This is a genomic window from Neogemmobacter tilapiae (assembly GCF_014652215.1).
Classification (GTDB): Bacteria; Pseudomonadota; Alphaproteobacteria; order Rhodobacterales; family Rhodobacteraceae; genus Neogemmobacter; species Neogemmobacter tilapiae.
This window is the reverse complement of record NZ_BMYJ01000010.1, coordinates 73,145-91,611: the sequence shown is the minus strand read 5'-3', so window position 1 is coordinate 91,611 and position 18,467 is coordinate 73,145. Positions and strand designations below refer to the sequence as shown.

Sequence of the window (18,467 nt, the reverse complement as noted above, 5' to 3'; positions counted from 1 at the left end):
ATGGCGAATTGGAAAAAGATCACCCGCCGTTCCTTTATGGTGCTGGGGGCCGCTGTCGCAGGTGGGGCGGCGTTTGGGGTCTATAAGGTGACCGAAGTGCCACCCAATCCGCTGCAAGCCGCGGCGGGGGCCGTTCCGCTGAACCCTTGGGTCATCATCAATGCTGACGGCGTCACCGTCATCGCGCCACGCGCGGAAATGGGTCAGGGCATTTCGACGACGCTGGCGGCGCTGGTCGCCGAAGAGCTGGACGTGGATTGGGCACAGGTGCGGGTTCTGCACGGCCCACCAGCGCAAGCCTATTTCAACGCAGGCTTTGTCGACCGGATGTCGAATGTGCCGGATTTCATCAATGCCAGCGCACCCAAGTCGCATAATGCGATCATGGCGGCCGTGCCGAAAATTTTCTCGATGCAGTTGACGGGTGGGTCGACCGGGGCCATCGGCGGATTCGAACAGATGCGGCTGGCTGGGGCCACGGCGCGCGAGGCACTGAAGGCGGCGGCAGCGCAGCGGCTGGGTGTTTCGGCGGACCAGTTGAAGACCGAAGCGGGTATGGTGATCGGCAGCCAGTCCTTTACCTATGCCGAATTGGCAGAGGAGGCGGTGGCGCTTGTCCCGTCGGACGTGCCTTTGCGCGATCCGTCAAGCTGGCGCTATCTGGGCAAGCCGATGCCGCGTCTGGACATGGAGGCGAAATCCACCGGAACGGCACAGTTCGGGATCGACACATGGTTGCCGGGGATGAAATTCGCCACGGTGCGGATGAACCCGAAACGCGGTGGGGCCATGAAGGGCTTTGATCCGGCGCCAGCGATGGACATTGCGGGCGTGGAAAAGGTCATTGATCTGGGCACGGGCATTGCCGTGGTGGCCAGCAACACTTGGTCGGCCATTCAGGCGGCGGCTTTGGTCGAGATTGACTGGGGCCATGCCGACTATCCCACCGACAGCGAAAAGATGATGGTGCGGATCGAAAGGGCGTTTCTGGAGGAAGCCGATTCCCGCCTGCGGGATGATGGTGACGTGCAGACCGAACTGGCCAAGGGCGGGCTGATCGAGGCGGAATATCGCATCCCCTTTCTGGCCCATGCCGCGATGGAGCCGCTGAACGCGGTGGCTTGGCTGAAAGCCGATGGCACGCTGGAAATCTGGTGCGGCAATCAGGCGCCGATCATGACGCGCGATGCCTGTGCGGCGGCGGTGGGGCTGGAGGCGGACAAGGTGACATTGCACACGCCGGTGATGGGTGGGGGCTTTGGCGGGCGGACCGATACGGTCCCGGCGGTTCTGGCGGCCAAGGTGGCGCTGGAACTGCGCGGCACGCCGGTCAAGGTGACATGGAGCCGGGAAGAGGACATGACGCAGGATTATTACCGGCCTGCGGCCATCGCGCGGCTGACAGGGCGGTTGGATGGGCAAAAGGCGACAGCTTTGTGGGGCAAGACGGCGGTGCCATCGGCGGCGCGGAATGCGCTGAACCGGATGCTGGGCTTTGCACCGCCCGGCCCGGACCGGGGTTCGGTCGAAGGGGGTTTTGACCAGCCCTATGGCATTCCGAACTATCGCTATGACGGGCATATCTCGGATCTGTCGGTGCCTTTGGGATTCTGGCGGTCGGTCGGAAATTCGATGAATGCGTTCTTTCTGGAAAGCTTTATTGATGAAATGGCCCATGCTGCCGGGGCTGACCCTTTGGCATTCCGGCTGGAGTTGATGGAGGCGACCCATGCGCCCTCGGCTGCGGTTCTGGCCAAGGTGCGGGACATGTCGGGTTGGGACGCCTTGAAACGCCCCGGTTTTGGGCGGGGGGTGGCCTTTTGCTATTCCTTCGGCACGCCGACGGCACAGGTGCTGGAGGTGCAGGAGACAGCCGACGGTATCCGCATGACGCGCGCCTGGATTGCTTGCGATCCGGGTCTGGCGCTGGACCCGTCGATCATCGAGGCGCAGATGACAGGGGCGATGGTCTACGGGCTTTCGGCGGCGGTGCAGGGGGCCATCACTTTCGCCGACCAGCAGGTGGTCGAGACGAATTTCTACGACTATGAACCGCTGCGGATGCAAAATACCCCCAGCTTTGAGGTGGCGATCCTGCAAAACAACGGCAAATTCGGGCATATGGGCGGGGTGGGCGAACCCGGCACGCCACCGGCGGCCCCGGCCTTGGCCAATGCGCTGTTCGATCTGACGGGAAGGCGGGGCCGCAGCCTGCCGCTGGGGCAAGAGTTTGACTTTGCGGCCTGAGGTGTATGGAAACGGGACGGATTTTCGGATTCGCCCCGTTTCGGTGGATCATTCGGCGCGGGCGAGAACCTCGGCATAGCGGGTCTGGAATTCGGTGGCGGTCATGGTGTCGGAATTCCAGAATTCTTGGATCAGATCATCCAGTTCGGTGACGCTGATCGGCGCCAGCAACTGGTCGATGGTGGGCAGGATCGCGCCCGTTTGCAGGATGTCGAGCCCCTTGCGCATACATTCGCTGGCGGCGTTCAGGTCGATGTCGTCGCGGATCGGCATCGAGCCCTTTTTTAGGTTGAACTGAACCTGAACCTCGGGTGTCACCAAAAGTGCTGCCAGCCGTTTCTGGGCGGCGGTGATTTCAGGGTCTTCGATGATCGGGAAGTAAAAGGCATCGCCGCCGGTCTGGATCACATCCGCCACGCCGAGGCCCGGCAGGCAGGTGAAGTCCTTGCCCGAGACCTGCCCCACCAAGGTAAACTCGCCCTGCGCCCAGTCGCCCACGATCTGGCCCCCGGCCTGCCCCCCGATGACCATTTCGGTGGCCAGATTCCAAGCCTCGACCGTATTGCAGCGTGACATATCGCGCGCCTGCACCGCCGCCTCGAAGGCTTTCAGCATCTCGGGGCTTTGCGCCGCCGCCATGTCGCGGTCCTTGTGAACCCTGAGCCACAGTTCCGGCCCTGCGATGGACAGGTTCAGCACGGCAAAGGCCCCCGCCGATTGCCACGCCTCTTGCCCCAAGGCCAAGGGTTGCAGCCCCGCCGCTCGCAGTGCAGGCCCCGCGGCCACAAATTCGTTCCAGTCCTTGGGCACCGGCACCCCCGCCTTGGCAAAGGCCGCATTCGACAGCCAGAGCCATTGCCAGGAATGGATGTTCACCGGCGCGCAATAGATGCGGCCATCCACCGTGCAAGCATCCAAAAGGCTGGTGGGCCGGATCACTTGCCGCCAGTTGTTCGCCTCGGCCACATCAGTCAGGTCCATGATCAGACCGGCCTTGATCAGTTCTTCGGCCTGCCGCCCATGGTTCAACTGCGTCGCCGCCATCGGATCGCCGCCCAGAATGCGGCTGACGATGATCGGGCGGGCCACCACGCCGTTGCCATAGATTTCTTCATCCACCCAGACATCGCCGGTGGCATCAAAGGCCTTTTTGAACTCGGCCACCGCCGCCGCCTCGCCGCCCGAGGTCCACCAATGGGTGACTTCCAATTCGGTGGCCAAGACGGGTTGACCAAAGTTCGCGGTCACGAAAAGCACGGCACTAGCACGAAGCAGCATGAGACACCCCAAGGTTTGAATGGACCATCAGAAAGGCTTGCCCGTCATGGAATCACGACGGTGTTCCAGCCCTAGCGGCGTCGACAAAATGGCTCAATATGGAATCATAATGCCATTATCGTTAATATTAAGAATTTTTATTCCATTATCGTTTTCGGATCGTGCAGACCGTCAAAGCATTGTACCGCCTATGAATTATTGCTCATGCCCCACAACCCTTTGGCTTGCCAAAAGGCGAAACTCGCGCAAGAATAGTGTTGGGTCTTTCGTAAGAGCGATGTCGATGAATTCCATGCCGCAGGCTTTGGCCGTCTTGCTGTTTGTGCTGGCCCCCATGTCGGTCGCCGCCAAGGACAGTGTGACCCGTTTTCTTTGCTCGGATGGATTGGAACTGTCCGTCACCTTTCACGACAAAACGGCTCGGCTTACCCAAGACCATGGGACGCATGTTCTGGTTCAACAGGTGACAGCCTCAGGATATCAATACAGCGGTGATATCATAAGCCTCCGCGGAAAGGGTGCCGAAGCGAACTTTACCGACATCAATGGTGTCGAACATCATTGCAATGATGAGGCGCAGGCGATGCTGGAGCCGCAAATTCAACCACCTGTCATGACGCTTGAGGGCACATCCTGGCGGTTGGTGCATTTCCAGTCGATGGATGATGCCATTGGCACCATCATTCCGCCGCGTGTCGAAAATTACACCGCGCAATTCTTGACCGATGGCAAGTTGGCCCTGCAATTGGATTGCAATCGGCTTTCAGCAGGTTGGGCCGCCGATGGCAGCAGCCTGACGCTGACGGGCGGCCCCATGTCCCGCGCGTTTTGTGGCGAAGGAGCCTTAGACAGCCAGATTGCCCGCGACCTAGAATTCATCCGGTCTTTTGTTCTGGTCGATGGCAAACTGGCGATGGCCTTGCAGGCCGATGCAGGGATTTACCTTTGGGAACCCATCAGCCCCTAGTGATCACCGTCCAGAAAATCCTCTTCCACGTCGCTGACATCAATGCCCATCGCGTCTAGCCCGGCCTCAAGATTTTCGGGCAAATGCGGCATACCCATCAGGTAATCTTCGGTCGGCGTCGTCTTTTCGCGCCGCGCGGTCAGCACAGCCTCGGCAAATTCTTCCGCCTCGAACGCCCCGCGTCCGACCCAGGCCAAAGCCACCAGATGCGCCTGTTCGTCTTCGTTCAGACCACCGATAAAGGCCCGAAGCTCCTCATCGCCCCAGCCGCCTTCGCGCGATTGAAAGATGATATGCACCACTTTCTCGGGGCTGATTTCCAGCATCGCCACCTCCTGTTGCAAGCCCATGCTGAACCCCTTGGCCCCTGATTGCAAGCGGGGGCCGAAACCCCTAGTCTGGCCGCGATACAAGGGTGGATGATGACCGAAGAAAAGACCTATCAGGTTCTGGCCCGCAAATACCGGCCCCAGACCTTTGCCGATCTGATCGGGCAAGAGGCGATGGTGCGCACCCTGAAGAACGCCTTTGCCGCCGACCGGATTGCCCATGCCTTTGTGATGACGGGGGTTCGGGGGGTGGGCAAGACGACAACCGCGCGGATCATTGCCAAGGGGCTGAACTGCGTGGGGCCCGATGGTCAGGGGGGGCCAACGACGGAGCCTTGCGGCGTTTGCGATCAGTGCAAGGCCATTGCCGAAGGGCGGCATGTGGACGTGTTGGAAATGGACGCCGCCAGCCGGACGGGCGTGGGCGACATCCGCGAAATCATTGATTCGGTGCATTATCGGGCGGCTTCGGCGCGGTATAAAATCTATATCATCGACGAAGTGCATATGCTTTCAACCAGCGCCTTCAACGCGCTGTTGAAGACGCTGGAAGAACCCCCGGCGCATGTGAAATTCATCTTCGCCACGACCGAAATCCGCAAAGTGCCCGTGACAGTGCTGTCGCGTTGCCAAAGGTTCGACCTGAAACGGATCGAACCCGAGGTGATGATGGCCCATCTGTCCCGCGTGGCCGCTTTGGAAAACGCGAGCCTTGCCCAAGACGCGATGGCCTTGATCACGCGGGCGGCGGAAGGGTCGGTCCGCGACGCGATGAGCCTGATGGATCAGGCGATTGCGCATGGGGCGGGGGAAACCACCGCCGATCAGGTGCGCGCCATGCTGGGGCTGGCTGATAGGGGCCGGACGCTCGATCTGTTCGATATGGTCATGCGGGGCGATACGCCGGCGGCTTTGGCGGAACTGTCGGCGCAATATTCCGATGGAGCCGACCCGATGGCCGTTCTGCGCGATCTGGCGGAAATCACGCATTGGGTCTCGGTGATCAAGATCACACCCGATGCCGCCGATGACCCGACAACGCCCCCCGATGAACGCGAGCGGGGCCGCGATATGGCGGCACGGCTGCCGATGCGGTCCCTGTCGCGGCTGTGGCAGATGCTGCTGAAAGCGGTCGAAGAAGTGGGCCTTGCGCCGAATGCGATGATGGCCGCCGAAATGGCCGTCATCCGCATGACGCATGTGGCCGACCTGCCCGACCCGGAAACCCTGATCCGCCAACTGCGCAACGCCCCTGCCCCGCAGCCAGGCGGCGGGCCGTTGCCGGGGCGCGGGCCGGTGCATGGGGCCGTCATGTCCGTGCCGCGCGGGCCTTCGATGGGGCCCGTGATGGCTGCGGCCGCCCCGGCGCTGGATCAGGTGGCGCAGGTTTATGCGACCTTTGACAGTGTGGTAGAACTGATCCGCGAAAAGCGCGACATGAAGCTGTTGGTCGAGGTGGAAACGACGCTGAAACTGGCGCGCTATTCCCCCGGCCGGATCGAATTTGAACCCACGCCCGACGCCCCCCGCGATCTGGCGGCCCGGCTTTCGGCGCGGCTGCAAGGCTGGACGGGTGGGCGTTGGGCGGTGTCGGTGGTGAACGAAGGCGGGGCGCCGACGATTGCCTTTGCGCGTGAGGCCGAAAAGGCGCAGGCCGAGGCCGAACTTGAGGCGACAAACCCCCTGGTGCAGGCTGTGATGGCGGTCTTTCCGGGGGCAAAGGTCAGTGCGATCCGCGACCCGCAACCCCTTGAAACGCTTGAGGCGATTGACGATCTGACGGATGACTGGGATCCGTTTGAGGAAGGATAAGACATGTTCAAGGGCATGGGCGATATGGCCAAGATGATGAAGGCCGCCACCGAAATGCAGGACAAGATGGCCCAGATGCAGACCGATCTGGAACGCATCACCGTGACAGGCGAAAGCGGCGCGGGTCTGGTGCGGGTGACGGCCACGGCCAAGGGCGAATTGACGGCGCTGGAGATCGACCCGTCTATTCTGGTCGCCAGTGAAAAGCCGGTGGTCGAGGATCTGATCCTGGCCGCGATCAAGGATGCGCAAAGCCGCGCCGCCGCCCGTTCGCGGCAAGAGCTGGAAAAGATGCAGGAAAGCCTTGGCCTTCCCGCCGGGTTCAAGTTGCCCTTCTGATGGGAGAAGCGCGCGACATCGAGGATCTGATCGACCTGATGGCCCGCCTGCCGGGGCTTGGGCCACGGTCTGCCCGTCGCGCGGTGCTGGCGCTTTTGAAAAAGCGGGGGCCGCTGATGGCCCCCTTGGCGCAGGCGATGGCGCATGTGGCGCTGACGGCGCGCGATTGCCTGACCTGCGGGAATGTGGGCACCGCTGACACTTGTGCAATCTGCGCCAACCCGGCCCGCGATACGGGTGAGATTTGCGTGGTCGAAGACGTGGCCGACCTTTGGGCGATGGAACGCGGCGGGGCCTTCAAAGGGCGCTATCATGTGCTGGGCGGGACCTTATCGGCGCTGGATGGCGTCAGCCCGGATGACCTGCGCATCCCCGCCTTGGTGCGGCGAGCCGCCGGCGCGCGTGAGGTCATCTTGGCGCTGAATGCGACAGTCGAAGGCCAGACCACCGCGCATTATATTGCCGAGGCGCTGGAAGGTTCCGGCGTGCAGGTCACAACCCTGGCCCAAGGTGTGCCGGTGGGGGGCGAGCTGGACTATCTGGACGACGGCACCATCGGGGCCGCGCTGCGGGCGCGGCGGCAGTTCTGATGGAATGGTTTTCGGACGCGGCACGCGCCTATGCGGCGCTGCTGTCAGAAAGCCTGTTTCGGCTGACCGGGCGTGCCATTCCGGCGGATGCTGAACAGTTGTTCGAATACGCCCTGCCGCTTGTGTCGCATGGCACGCAGGCCGACCCGATCTTTCGCTATGCCAACCGCGCCGCTTTGGATTTGTGGGGTATGGATTGGGCCAGTTTCACCGCCCTGCCCTCGCGTCTTTCGGCCGAGGCCGAACCTGACATTCAGGGTGATCGGCAAGCCCTGTTGCAAAAGGCCCTGCAACAAGGCTTTGTGAGCGATTATTCTGGCATCCGCATTTCCGCCAATGGTCAGCGCTTTCGCATCGCGCAGACCGTGCTTTGGAATGTGACCGACCGTGACGGTCAGCGCCACGGTCAAGCGGCGCTGATTGGTTCGGTCGAACCTTACCGCGCGCCCTTGGCATAATAGCTGCCGGTTCGCGTTGCCAAATAGGGGGCCAACGGAATGTCTTCCTGTTTCAAGAACCCCTGCCCCGGCAAGTCGCCCTTGCGCACCATTTCAATCACCGCCACAACGCTGGCCGAGGTCGTCCAGGCAATCGCTGTGCGCATCTTTCCTGCGATTTCAATGGGGTAATAAGCCTTTACGAATTCGCGCCGACGCAGGCCCTGATCGGTCATGCCTTCTGCCGCCGCATGGACATAGACCACGTCATCCTCCACCGGAGGCTTCGCGTTGGTCAGGATCCGCCCCGCCTCGGCCCGGTTTTCGCGCATCAGCAATTCATGGAAGAAAAAGTTCATCAACCGGACATGGCCCGGATAGCGCATCGTCTTGTAATCCAGATTGTCGATCCGCCCCAGATAGGTCTCGCACATCGTCCCCAAACCACCGCTCGTCGTAAAGGCTTCCAAGGGCATTCCGTCGATGTGGATCGTTTCGGTCCATTCCATAGCCGACACCGATTTCAGCACGCCTTCCTCAATAACCTCACAGTCGTTCAGATATTCGTTCACCACCCCTTCGGGCGACCAATTGAAAGCATAGCCGAGCAATCCGGTCGGGTTCTGCGGCAAGGCCCCGACCCGCAGGCGCAGGGCGCGGACATGGTCAAATTGTGCCGCCAGATCAGCGCCCACGATGCCGATGAATCCCGGTGCCAGCCCACATTGCGGGGCCATCAACCCCTTGGCGGTTTCGGCCAATTTACGGATGTGTCGGGTGGTCGGCACGTCTTCGGTCAGGTCAAAATAGTGCAGGCCAAGGCCGTGGGCCACGGTCGAAACGCCGATGTTCAGGTGGTAGGGCAGGCAGGACAAGACCGCCTGCTGGCCCTGAAGAGCCTCGGCCAGTGCCACCGGATCACCGACATCGACGGCCTGCGTTGGAAAAGGCGCGCTGACCTTGCGGGCGTCCAACCCCGTCACCTTGAAACCCGCCTCGGCCAGCATTTCGGCGGCCAGATGGCCCACCTTGCCCAGCCCCAGAACTGCGATGCGTTCAAACATGGCCCACCTCACACATCAAATTTCACGCCCTGCGCCAGCGGCAGAGCGGTGGAGTAGTTCACCGTGTTGGTCTGACGGCGCATATAGCCTTTCCAGGCATCGGACCCGCTTTCGCGCCCGCCACCAGTTTCCTTTTCACCGCCGAAAGCCCCGCCGATTTCAGCACCAGAGGGCCCGATGTTCACATTGGCAATGCCGCAATCCGAGCCTGCCGCCGACAGAAATGCTTCCGCTTCCCGCAGGTTCAGCGTAAAGATGCAAGAGGACAGGCCCTGCGGCACATCGTTTTGAATTTCAATGGCTTGCGCCAGATCAGTATAGGACAGCACATACAGGATGGGGGCAAAGGTCTCATCCCGCACCACCGCGGTTTGGCCCGGCATTTCCACCAAAGCGGGCCGCACATAGGCCCCGCCCGGAACCCCTTGGGTCACGACTTCACCCCCGTGGACCCTGCCGCCCTGTGCCTTGGCCTGCGCCAAAGCGGATTGCATCTTTTCGACCGCCGCATTGTCCACCAAAGGGCCCACCAGCGTGCCTGCGACGCGCGGATCGCCGACCGGCAAGCTGGCATAAACCTTGGCAAGACGCGCCACCAGTTCCGCGCGGATGGATTCATGAACGATCACGCGGCGAAGGCTGGTGCAGCGTTGCCCTGCCGTGCCCACCGCCGAAAAGGCAATCGCACGGACGGCCATATCCAGATCGGCCGAAGGGGCCACGATCATCGCATTGTTGCCGCCCAGCTCCAGAATCGAACGTCCAAACCGCGCTGCGACTTTTGGCCCGACGATAGAACCCATGCGGGTGGAACCCGTGGCGGAAATGATCGGAACATCACGCGACGCGACCAGTGCCTCACCCAAAGCCGCGCCGCCGATGACGACTTGCGACAGCCCTTCGGGTGCATCGCCAAAACGGGCAAGGGCACGGTCAAAAATCTTTTGGCAGGCCAGCGCCGTCAGCGGTGTCTTTTCCGAAGGTTTCCAGAGCACCGGATCGCCACAAACCAGAGCGAGCGCCGCATTCCAAGACCAGACCGCGACAGGGAAGTTGAAGGCCGAAATGATGCCCACCGGCCCCATCGGATGCCAGGTTTCCATCATCCGATGGCCGGGGCGTTCGCTGGCGATGGTCAGACCATAGATCTGCCGCGAAAGACCGACTGCGAAATCGCAGATGTCGATCATTTCCTGCACTTCGCCCAGGCCCTCGCTGGTGATCTTGCCCGCTTCAAGCGTGACCAGGGCCCCCAAAGCGTCTTTTGACGCGCGCAGTTCTTCGCCCAGGAGACGGACGAGTTCCCCGCGACGGGGGGCAGGGACATTCCGCCAGGCTTTAAACGCCGCCTGCGACCGCGCGATGATCGCCGCCATGTCGCTGACAGGGGTCTCTTTCAACTGGGCGAGCGTCGTGCCATCAATGGGCGAACGAACGTTCATAGTGCCGCCCGAAAGGTCGGCGGCGGTCAGACCGCAGGCGGCAAGAATCTCGGCATGGCTCATGTTCTGGTCCCTTCGGTGACGGTCGCGCGCTGGGGGGCCAAGCCCATGGATACCAGCAGCGGGGTTTCGGATTGGAGTTTTTGAAAGTCTTCTTTGCAGGTCATGTCGCGCCAGTTTGCGCGGATCAGCACCTGTGCAACAGCGCCGCCCAGTGTGTTGCCGGGGCCGGGGATGATGAACAGATCGGGGGCGAATTCACGGGCGGCATGGGTCACGGCGCGGGTGAAATCATACGCTTCGGTGACCTGATGGCCGAGGGTGTAGTCCCATAGGGATTGGGCATCGGTCGATCCTGGCCACCAGATATGGCCCCTGCCATCGATCATCGGGATCTTGGGCTGCGTGAACAAATCCGCAGAAAGCGCTGCGCGCCCGCGTGCAGCGACGGGTTCTTGCAGAGCGGTGTGAAAAGCTGCGTGGTTGGTCAGGCGTAGGGGAAAGCGACCCTCGCGCGGGGTGGCAGCTTCAAAGGCCGCCAGACCCGGCTCGTTTCCCGCCAGTACCAACATCCCACCCAGATCGATGGACAGGGCCAGCTGGAGCCCCGGACGGGCGGCAATTTCTGCAACCAACTCCAGCAGCTTTGCCCGACGCGCCGGATCATCGCGCCAGTCGTCTCCGACAACCGGATAGACCAGTTGACCACCAATCAGCGCCTCTTGCATGAGGCGGCCCATGGTGTTCGCCACGCGAAACCCATTCAACGGCGACAGCGCGCCGGCGCACGCCAGCGCCGTATACCAACCCATCGAATTGCCGGTGACGGCGACGACCTTTACATCGGTGAGCGATAGAAAATCGCCCAAACCGCAGGCATAGATCAGGGCACTAGCATTGTCGCCACGGCCATGGCGGCTGATCGAAAAGCTGGTGGCGCTGTCCAACGCCATCAGGCTTTCCTGATTTCCGAATGCACGTTCGTTTTCAAATTGCGCCAGCAGTCCGGCGTCGGGGAAAGTTCGCCCCAAAGACCCCAGTTCGGCCGCGTTATATGTGCCCCGGCCGGGACAGATGAAGACTGCTGTTTTCATCGCTGCAACGCCTTTTCCACGATCTGCGCAGCCGAAGGCATCGTGGCTGCATAGGCCGGGCCGGTGGCGATGAAACTGTCCTGCGCCGTCAAGCGGCGCGGCTGATGCCCGCCTTCCATCAGCGCCGCCATCAGCCCTTCGGCGACGCCGCCGGAATGGCGGGTTTCATCGACGATCAACACGTCTTTGCAACCTTGAACGGCCTGCAACAGGGATTCAACAGGCAGCGGCGATAGCCAGCGCAAATCGACGATACGGGCCTTGATGCCAGACTTGGTGATCTGCGGAAGGGCTTGATTGGAAAGATAAACCCCGTTCCCAAAGGTCACAATCGCCAGATCTTGCCCCGTTCCCGTCACCCCCACTTGCCCGAATTCCGCCCGTTGATCCAGACCCGGATAGCGACGCAGCCAGCCGCCATCTTTTTCCCCATGCAAGTCCCGCATCGGATACAAAGCAATCGGTTCCACAACCACCACCAACCGCTGTTCCTCCCGCGCCAGACGCACCGCTTCGCGCAGGATCAGCGCGGCCTCGGCGCCGTCGGAGGGCACGGCCAAAATGAGCCCCGGAATGTCGTGCAGAACGGCCAGAGAGTTGTCGTTGTGGAAGTGCCCGCCAAAGCCTTTTTGATAGCCCAGCCCCGCAATCCGTAGCACCATCGGATTCGTGAACGATCCGTTGGAAAAGAACGGCAGGGTCGCGCCTTCACCGCGCAACTGGTCTTCAGCGTTGTGCAGATAGGCCAGAAACTGGATTTCCGGCATTGGCAGAAACCCATTCTGCGCCATGCCCAAGGCCAGCCCAAGGATCGCCTGTTCGTCGAGCAAAGTGTCGATCATCCGATGCGCGCCGAACCGCGCTTGCAGCTTTTGCGTCACGCCATAGACGCCGCCTTTGCGGCCCACATCTTCGCCCATCATCACGATTTCGGGGTGGGCCAGCATCAGATCGGTCAGCGCCCAGTTGATCAGCTTGCCCATCGGCTGGGGCTCGGCCATCGCTTTCAACTCGGCCCCGAAAACCGCCTCGCGCGGGCCGCCGTTCGTCGGGCGGTTTTTGCGGCGGGGCGGGATCAGGCTGGCCATTACATCCGAGGCCGTTTTCAGCCGGGGGCGCGTCACCGCCTGCGCGGCCACACGGGCCACACGTTCGCGGGTTTCCTGATAGATCGCCAGCGCATCCACATCGGGCAATTGCCGCGCCATGTGCAGCAGGGGATCGTTCGCCTCATCCGCCTCGACCTCCTCGCGACTCAGATAGGTTGTCGGCAGGTCGGCCCCGGCGTGGCCATACAGGCGGACGGTGCGCAGGTGCAGGAAGGCGGGCTTGCGGCGGGTGCGGACATAATCCGCCGCCTCGGAAGCGACGCGAAAGGTTTCGAACATATCCAACCCATCAGCCTCAAAATACCGCAAGCCGGGACGGTGCTGAAAACTGGCCTTGATCCAGCCGTTCGGGGTTTTCGTCGAAATGCCTATGCCATTGTCTTCGCAGACGAAAAGCAACGGCAAAGGCACGGATTGCACCGAGGTCCAGCCCGCCGTGTTGAACGCGCCCTGCGCCGTCGAATGGTTCGCAGAGGCATCGCCGAAGGAGCAGACGACCAACCCATCCTCGGCCAGAATGGCATGTTCCGGCCTATGGCGGCGCAGCATGCCGATGGAATAGGCCGCGCCGACCGCTTTGGGCAAATGGCTGGCGATGGTGGATGTCTGCGGTGGGATCATCAGCGCACGAGAGCCCAGCACCTTGTGCCGCCCGCCGGAAATGGGGTCTTCGGCGCTGGCGGCAAAAGACAGAAGCATATCCCAAAGCGGCGTCTGGCCCGGCACTTGCCCCGCGCGGGCGATCTGAAAGGCGGCGTCGCGGTAGTGCAGAAAGGCCATGTCGTCGGGCCGCAGCGCCAAGGCCACCGCCGCCATGCCTTCATGGCCTGACGAGCCGATGGTGTAGAACCCCTGCCCCGCCCGCTGCATGGCCCGTGCTTGCAGGTCCAAGGCGCGAGATAGGCAGGCCGCGCGAAAGCAGGCCGTGGCCTGTTCCGAAGTCATCGGCCCGGAGGGCGCGGCCCCCATGGGAAAATCCCGCGCCGGGACGCGGCGCAGGAAATTGTCATGCACAATCTCGGCGCGGTCCATCAGAAGAACGCCTGTAACCCGGTGACCGCCCGCCCCAGGATCAGCGCGTGGATGTCATGTGTGCCTTCATAGGTGTTCACCGTTTCAAGGTTCACCATATGGCGCATCACGGGGAAGCTTTCGGAAATGCCGTTGCCGCCATGCATGTCCCGCGCCATCCGTGCGGCGTCCAGCGCTTTGCCGCAGTTGTTCCGCTTGATCAGGCTGATCATTTCGGGGGCCGCTTGGGCCTGATCCATCAGGCGACCGACTTGCAGGCTGGCCTGCGTGCCCAAGGCGATTTCCGTCATCATATTCGCCAGCTTCAACTGGAAAAGCTGGGTCTGGGCGATGGGCTTGCCGAATTGCTTGCGGTCCAGTCCATACTGCCGCGCTGCATGCAGACAAGCCTCAGCCGCGCCCATCACGCCCCAGGAAATGCCATAGCGCGCCCGGTTCAGACAGCCGAAAGGGCCTTTCAGGCCTTCGACGTTGGGCAAAAGCGCGTCTTCCCCAACCTCAACATCCCGCAACACGATTTCCCCGGTGATGGAGGCGCGCAGCGAGAGTTTGCCGCCAATCTTGGGCGCGGAAAGCCCCTTGGCGCCCTTGTCCAGCACGAAACCCTTGATCTTGCCGCCATGCGCTTCGGATTTCGCCCAGACGACGAAAACATCGGCAATCGGCGCGTTCGAGATCCACATTTTCGCGCCGTTCAGCACATAGCCATTGGCGGTTTTGCGGGCCACCGTTTTCATCCCGGCAGGGTCGGAACCGGCATCGGGTTCGGTCAGACCGAAACAGCCAATCCATTCGCCCGTCGCCAGTTTCGGCAGATACTTCTGGCGCTGTTCTTCGGTGCCATAGGCATAGATCGGATACATCACCAGCGAGGATTGCACCGACATCATGCTGCGATAGCCGCTGTCGACCCGCTCCACTTCGCGGGCGATCAGGCCATAGGCCACATAGCTGGCCCCCAGCCCGCCGTATTCCTCGGGCACCGTCACGCCCAGCAGCCCCATTTCGCCCATCTCACGGAAAATGGCGGGGTCGGTCGATTCGTCGCGGTAAGCGGCGGTGACACGCGGCTGCAGCTTGTCCTGCGCATAGGCGCGGGCGGCGTCGCGCAGCATCCGTTCGTCTTCGGAAAGCTGATCGTTCAGGCGGAAAGGGTCTTCCCAATCAAAACGGCCCAGATCGGGCGCGTCTTTGGCTTTCAATGCGGGTTTGGTCATGGGTGCCCCCTTTGTTCGCTATGCCTATAGCGCCGATGAAACCCGCTGAATAACCCTTTATCGGCCATTTAATATGCGTATTATACATATATGCCGACACCCCGCCGCCTTCTCCCCTCGCTTTCCCTGCTGACCGCGTTCGAGGCGGTCTGTCGCACGGGCTCCACCCTTGCTGCCGCGCGTGACCTGTCCCTGTCGCAGGGGGCTGTCAGCCGTCTGGTGCAATCGCTGGAACAGCAATTGGGTGTCCCCCTATTCCTGCGCCAAGGCCGCCGCTTGGTGCCGACCGAGGCCGCCCGCGCCTATGCCCGCGATGTGGCCCGCGCCATGGACCTGATCAGCCGCGGCGCGATGCGGCTGCGGACACCACCGGGCGGGGGCACCTTGGCGCTGGCGATCCTGCCAACCTTTGGCACCCGCTGGCTGGCCCCCCGCCTGCCGCGCTTTCTGGCGGCCCATCCGGGGATCACCATCAATCTGGGCACAAGGCTAAGGCCATTTGATTTCGCCGAAGAAGGCTTTGATGCCGCTATCCATTTCGGCACCCAGACCTGGCCCAATGCGGGCTATCAAAAGCTGTTCGATGAACGGGTCGTGGCCTGCTGTGCCCCCGCTTGGGCGGCCAGCCATCCGGTGCGCGAGGCTGCTGATCTTCTGGGTCAACCCCTGCTGCAACTGGAAACCCGGCCCAGCGCCTGGGTCGATTGGTTCCGCCAGCATGGCGTCACAAGGCCCGCACCGCAGGGGATGTTGTTCGACCAGTTCGGCCCGATGATTCAGGCGGCCATCTATGGGATGGGCGTCGCCCTGCTGCCGGAATTTCTGGCCGAGGGAGAGCTGGCCGATGGCCGGTTGATCAGCGTCTGGGGAGAGCCTGTGGCGGGGTCAGGCAGTTATTATCTGGTCTGGCCCGAAACCGCAGCCGACCACCCACCGCTGCGCGCCTTCCGCGCTTGGCTGGCCGATGAGCTCAGCGGCCAGCGTGAGGATATGTTACCGATGTAGGGTGTCACCCTACCGCAACGATCATTCCTCGTCGTCATCCTCATCATCATCACCCTGCGGCAGGCTGAAAAAGCTTTCCGCATCCGAATAATCGGCGGGCTTTTCTTCTTTCTCGCTCAGTGTGAACTGTTCCAGACCGGCCATCGACGACGGCAGTTTCGGATCGGTCGACATGCCCAGCGACTGTTCCGTTGACACCAGCTTGCGCCGTTCATCATCGCTCATAACGCTGCCTTCCGCGGCTTTCTTGCGGGCGGCGGCCTGAACGATCGTGTCCAGTTCCGACTGACGGCAAAGGCCCAGCGCCACCGGGTCAATCGGCTGGATATTCTGGATGTTCCAATGCGTCCGTTCGCGGATCGCCTGAATGGTCGGCTTGGTCGTGCCGACCAGCTTGCCAATCGCCCCGTCCGACAGTTCCGGGTGGAATTTCACCAGCCACAGAATGGCGGCCGGACGGTCCTGGCGTTTCGACAGCGGCGTATAGCGCGGCCCGCGACGCTTTTCCTCACCCACAGAGGCCGGGTTGAACTTCAGCTTCAGCACATGAAGCGGGTTCTTCTCACCCCGCTCAATCTCCACCGGGTCCAACTGGTTGTTCGCCACCGGATCAAAGCCCTTGACCCCGGTCGCCACGTCGCCATCGGCAATGCCCTGCACTTCCAATTCGTGCAGGCCACAGAAATCGGCCACCTGACGAAAGGTCAGGGTGGTGTTGTCGATCAGCCAGACGGCGGTGGCCTTGGCCATGAGTGGTTTCGAGGTCATCCGGACGCTCCTTTACAAATCTTGCCCAAGCCGGGAAAACGGCTGCGGACCGGTCGTCCGCGTCTTCTCGTTTTCGGGAAGTCGGCGGCTATATAGTCCGGTTCGGGGCCAGAGGAAAGAGAAAATGCGCTTGTTTGCCTTGCTGACCGTGCTGGCCTCGCCCGTCTGGGCCGATGGGGAAAAGCCCGGCGAATTCGACTATTACGTGCTGTCGCTGGGCTGGTCGCCGACCTGGTGCGCGCTGACGGGCGACGGGCGGCGCGATCCGCAATGTGATGCGGGCAGGGGATTCGGTTTCACGCTGCATGGGCTTTGGCCGCAGTATGAAACAGGCTGGCCCGCCTATTGCCGCACCGTCGAGCGCGACCCGACGCGGGGCGAGACGGCGGCGATGGCCGATATCATGGGCGGGGCGGGGCTGGCCTTTCATGAATGGAAGAAACACGGGCGTTGCAGCGGATTGTCAGCCCCCGACTACTATGCCCTGTCGCGGCAGGCCTATGGGGCGGTGACGTTGCCAGAAATCCTGCAAGGCCTGTCGAAAGACATCGAATTGCCCGCCAGCGTGGTCGAAGACGCTTTTCTTGAGGTAAATCCCACCCTTTCGCGTGAGATGATCACCGTGACCTGCGAAGACGGCAGGATTGACGAAGTGCGCCTTTGTCTGGACCGCGACCTTTCGCCGCGCCGCTGTGGCGATGATGTGATCCGCGATTGCCGCCTGAAAGACGCGGTGATGGAGGCGGTCAGGTAACACGCAGCACGATCTTGCCAATATGGGCCGAGCTTTCCAGCCGCCAATGCGCCTTGGCCGCCTCATCCAACGGGTATTCGCTGTCGATCACCGGCTTGAAACGGCCCTTTTCGATCAGCGGCCAAAGATGCTTTTCCACCGCGCGGGCATAGCTGGCCTTGGCCAGATCAGACTGCGGGCGCAGGGTTGACCCAGTGATCGTCAATCGGCGGGTCATCAGTTCGGCAAAATTCACCTCGACCTTGGCGCCTTGCAGAAAGGCGATCTGCACCAGCCGCCCATCATCGGCCAAAGCCGCCAGATTGCGCGGGATATAGCCGCCACCCACCATGTCAAGAATGACATCCGCGCCGCCAAGCTTAACCATTTCGGAGGAAAAATCCTGATCGTGATAGTTCCAGCACGCCTCGGCCCCCAAGGCGCGGCAGGCCTCGGCCTTGCGTTCGGTGCCTGCGGTCGTGAAAACCCGCGCCCCCATCGCCGTGGCAATCTGGATAGCCGTCACGCCGATGCCCGACGATCCGCCGTGGATCAGCACCTTCTGCCCCGCTTTCAGCCCGCCGCGCACCACCATATTCGACCAGACCGTCAGGCAAGCCTCGGGCAAAGACGCCGCTTGGGCCAAAGTCAGCCCGGCAGGCACTGTCATGGCATGATCCTCATGCGTTTTCGCATATTCGGCATAGCCGCCGCCCGGTAGCAGCGCGCAAACCTGATCACCCAGCTTCCACCGTGTCACGCCCGGCCCAATCGCCGCCACCTCCCCCGCCCCTTCCAGCCCCGGCAAGGGCGAGGCCCCGGCGGGCGGCGCGTATTTCCCTGCCCTTTGCAGCGCATCGGGCCGGTTCACCCCAGCATGGGCCAGTTTGATGACGATCTGACCGTGCCCCGGCACCGGCACGGCGACCGAGGCAGGGTGCAGAACATCCGGCCCCCCCGGCTCGATGATTTCGATGGCGAGCATAGAGATGGGCAGACTCATG

At 62.2% G+C, this 18,467-nt stretch carries 17 protein-coding genes; 8 read left to right on the top strand and 9 right to left on the bottom strand.

What is annotated here, in order from left to right; all coding sequences use genetic code 11:
- Complete coding sequence (locus IE095_RS15110; protein ID WP_189412573.1) at positions 1-2,247, top strand: xanthine dehydrogenase family protein molybdopterin-binding subunit; 2,247 nt, start codon at positions 1-3, stop codon at positions 2,245-2,247.
- A 48-nt stretch (positions 2,248-2,295) separates the two neighbouring features.
- Here IE095_RS15110 and IE095_RS15105 read toward each other — a convergent pair whose 3' ends face one another.
- The gene (locus IE095_RS15105; protein WP_189412571.1) at positions 2,296-3,525 is read right to left on the bottom strand and encodes an ABC transporter substrate-binding protein; all 1,230 of its coding nucleotides are present in this window, start codon (positions 3,523-3,525) and stop codon (positions 2,296-2,298) included.
- A 277-nt stretch (positions 3,526-3,802) separates the two neighbouring features.
- Here IE095_RS15105 and IE095_RS15100 point away from each other — a divergent pair, with 277 nt between their 5' ends.
- A complete protein-coding gene (locus IE095_RS15100; RefSeq protein ID WP_189412568.1) occupies positions 3,803-4,492 on the top strand; it encodes an MliC family protein in 690 nt (229 codons plus the stop codon).
- On the opposite strand, the gene IE095_RS15095 is transcribed toward IE095_RS15100, so the two are convergent.
- The gene (locus IE095_RS15095; protein ID WP_189412660.1) at positions 4,489-4,818 is read right to left on the bottom strand and encodes a DUF3775 domain-containing protein; all 330 of its coding nucleotides are present in this window, start codon (positions 4,816-4,818) and stop codon (positions 4,489-4,491) included. The genes IE095_RS15100 and IE095_RS15095 overlap by 4 nt on opposite strands.
- Positions 4,819-4,914: 96 nt before the next feature.
- Here IE095_RS15095 and IE095_RS15090 point away from each other — a divergent pair, with 96 nt between their 5' ends.
- From IE095_RS15090 to IE095_RS15075, 4 genes are read left to right on the top strand one after another with little or no spacing between them, the layout of a single operon-like run.
- Positions 4,915-6,633: a DNA polymerase III subunit gamma/tau gene (locus IE095_RS15090; protein ID WP_189412566.1), complete on the top strand. Its 1,719-nt coding sequence runs from the start codon at positions 4,915-4,917 to the stop codon at positions 6,631-6,633.
- 3 nt (positions 6,634-6,636) lie between these two features.
- Positions 6,637-6,972, top strand: a complete 336-nt coding sequence (locus tag IE095_RS15085; RefSeq protein ID WP_189412563.1) for a YbaB/EbfC family nucleoid-associated protein — start codon at positions 6,637-6,639, stop codon at positions 6,970-6,972.
- On the top strand, positions 6,972-7,562 hold the full coding sequence (gene recR / locus IE095_RS15080; protein WP_189412561.1) for a recombination mediator RecR: 591 nt from the start codon (positions 6,972-6,974) through the stop codon (positions 7,560-7,562). The genes IE095_RS15085 and recR overlap by 1 nt, the downstream gene beginning before the upstream one ends.
- The gene (locus IE095_RS15075) at positions 7,562-8,020 is read left to right on the top strand and encodes an MEKHLA domain-containing protein (protein WP_189412559.1); all 459 of its coding nucleotides are present in this window, start codon (positions 7,562-7,564) and stop codon (positions 8,018-8,020) included. The genes recR and IE095_RS15075 overlap by 1 nt, the downstream gene beginning before the upstream one ends.
- On the opposite strand, the gene IE095_RS15070 is transcribed toward IE095_RS15075, so the two are convergent.
- Genes IE095_RS15070 through IE095_RS15050 form a run of 5 tightly spaced genes read right to left on the bottom strand, consistent with a single transcriptional unit; the run spans position 7,999 to position 14,957 of the window.
- Positions 7,999-9,063 (bottom strand): saccharopine dehydrogenase C-terminal domain-containing protein, encoded by a 1,065-nt coding sequence (locus IE095_RS15070; RefSeq protein ID WP_189412557.1) that lies wholly within the window; start codon positions 9,061-9,063, stop codon positions 7,999-8,001. The genes IE095_RS15075 and IE095_RS15070 overlap by 22 nt on opposite strands.
- Positions 9,064-9,071: 8 nt before the next feature.
- Positions 9,072-10,568 carry an L-piperidine-6-carboxylate dehydrogenase gene (gene amaB, locus IE095_RS15065; RefSeq protein ID WP_189412555.1) on the bottom strand — a complete coding sequence of 499 codons (1,497 nt, stop codon included), beginning with the start codon at positions 10,566-10,568 and terminating at the stop codon, positions 9,072-9,074.
- Entirely contained in the window at positions 10,565-11,599 is a 1,035-nt protein-coding gene (locus IE095_RS15060; protein WP_189412553.1) for an ACP S-malonyltransferase, read from the bottom strand. Before IE095_RS15060 ends, amaB begins: the two co-directional genes overlap by 4 nt.
- Positions 11,596-13,740 (bottom strand): dehydrogenase E1 component subunit alpha/beta, encoded by a 2,145-nt coding sequence (locus IE095_RS15055; RefSeq protein WP_189412551.1) that lies wholly within the window; start codon positions 13,738-13,740, stop codon positions 11,596-11,598. Before IE095_RS15055 ends, IE095_RS15060 begins: the two co-directional genes overlap by 4 nt.
- A complete protein-coding gene (locus IE095_RS15050; protein WP_189412549.1) occupies positions 13,740-14,957 on the bottom strand; it encodes an acyl-CoA dehydrogenase in 1,218 nt (405 codons plus the stop codon). Before IE095_RS15050 ends, IE095_RS15055 begins: the two co-directional genes overlap by 1 nt.
- A 90-nt stretch (positions 14,958-15,047) precedes the next feature.
- Here IE095_RS15050 and IE095_RS15045 point away from each other — a divergent pair, with 90 nt between their 5' ends.
- On the top strand, positions 15,048-15,962 hold the full coding sequence (locus IE095_RS15045) for a LysR family transcriptional regulator (RefSeq protein ID WP_189412547.1): 915 nt from the start codon (positions 15,048-15,050) through the stop codon (positions 15,960-15,962).
- Between the two features lie 21 nt (positions 15,963-15,983).
- Here IE095_RS15045 and IE095_RS15040 read toward each other — a convergent pair whose 3' ends face one another.
- A complete protein-coding gene (locus IE095_RS15040) occupies positions 15,984-16,730 on the bottom strand; it encodes a DUF1013 domain-containing protein (RefSeq protein WP_189412545.1) in 747 nt (248 codons plus the stop codon).
- 124 nt (positions 16,731-16,854) lie between these two features.
- Here IE095_RS15040 and IE095_RS15035 point away from each other — a divergent pair, with 124 nt between their 5' ends.
- On the top strand, positions 16,855-17,484 hold the full coding sequence (locus IE095_RS15035) for a ribonuclease T2 family protein (RefSeq protein ID WP_189412542.1): 630 nt from the start codon (positions 16,855-16,857) through the stop codon (positions 17,482-17,484).
- Here the strand turns inward: IE095_RS15035 and IE095_RS15030 are convergent.
- Complete coding sequence (locus tag IE095_RS15030; protein ID WP_189412540.1) at positions 17,477-18,466, bottom strand: NAD(P)H-quinone oxidoreductase; 990 nt, start codon at positions 18,464-18,466, stop codon at positions 17,477-17,479. The two genes, IE095_RS15035 and IE095_RS15030, sit on opposite strands and share 8 nt — an antisense overlap.
- Position 18,467: the final 1 nt, after the last annotated feature.

What these genes read in the sequence shown, in the direction of transcription:
- IE095_RS15110 (WP_189412573.1), top strand. Translation starts at nt 1, where the DNA reads ATGGCGAATTGGAAAAAGATCACCCGCCGTTCCTTTATGGTGCTGGGG.
- IE095_RS15105 (WP_189412571.1), bottom strand. Translation starts at nt 3,525, where the DNA reads ATGCTGCTTCGTGCTAGTGCCGTGCTTTTCGTGACCGCGAACTTTGGT.
- IE095_RS15100 (WP_189412568.1), top strand. Translation starts at nt 3,803, where the DNA reads ATGTCGATGAATTCCATGCCGCAGGCTTTGGCCGTCTTGCTGTTTGTG.
- IE095_RS15095 (WP_189412660.1), bottom strand. Translation starts at nt 4,818, where the DNA reads ATGCTGGAAATCAGCCCCGAGAAAGTGGTGCATATCATCTTTCAATCG.
- IE095_RS15090 (WP_189412566.1), top strand. Translation starts at nt 4,915, where the DNA reads ATGACCGAAGAAAAGACCTATCAGGTTCTGGCCCGCAAATACCGGCCC.
- IE095_RS15085 (WP_189412563.1), top strand. Translation starts at nt 6,637, where the DNA reads ATGTTCAAGGGCATGGGCGATATGGCCAAGATGATGAAGGCCGCCACC.
- recR (WP_189412561.1), top strand. Translation starts at nt 6,972, where the DNA reads ATGGGAGAAGCGCGCGACATCGAGGATCTGATCGACCTGATGGCCCGC.
- IE095_RS15075 (WP_189412559.1), top strand. Translation starts at nt 7,562, where the DNA reads ATGGAATGGTTTTCGGACGCGGCACGCGCCTATGCGGCGCTGCTGTCA.
- IE095_RS15070 (WP_189412557.1), bottom strand. Translation starts at nt 9,063, where the DNA reads ATGTTTGAACGCATCGCAGTTCTGGGGCTGGGCAAGGTGGGCCATCTG.
- amaB (WP_189412555.1), bottom strand. Translation starts at nt 10,568, where the DNA reads ATGAGCCATGCCGAGATTCTTGCCGCCTGCGGTCTGACCGCCGCCGAC.
- IE095_RS15060 (WP_189412553.1), bottom strand. Translation starts at nt 11,599, where the DNA reads ATGAAAACAGCAGTCTTCATCTGTCCCGGCCGGGGCACATATAACGCG.
- IE095_RS15055 (WP_189412551.1), bottom strand. Translation starts at nt 13,740, where the DNA reads ATGGACCGCGCCGAGATTGTGCATGACAATTTCCTGCGCCGCGTCCCG.
- IE095_RS15050 (WP_189412549.1), bottom strand. Translation starts at nt 14,957, where the DNA reads ATGACCAAACCCGCATTGAAAGCCAAAGACGCGCCCGATCTGGGCCGT.
- IE095_RS15045 (WP_189412547.1), top strand. Translation starts at nt 15,048, where the DNA reads ATGCCGACACCCCGCCGCCTTCTCCCCTCGCTTTCCCTGCTGACCGCG.
- IE095_RS15040 (WP_189412545.1), bottom strand. Translation starts at nt 16,730, where the DNA reads ATGACCTCGAAACCACTCATGGCCAAGGCCACCGCCGTCTGGCTGATC.
- IE095_RS15035 (WP_189412542.1), top strand. Translation starts at nt 16,855, where the DNA reads ATGCGCTTGTTTGCCTTGCTGACCGTGCTGGCCTCGCCCGTCTGGGCC.
- IE095_RS15030 (WP_189412540.1), bottom strand. Translation starts at nt 18,466, where the DNA reads ATGAGTCTGCCCATCTCTATGCTCGCCATCGAAATCATCGAGCCGGGG.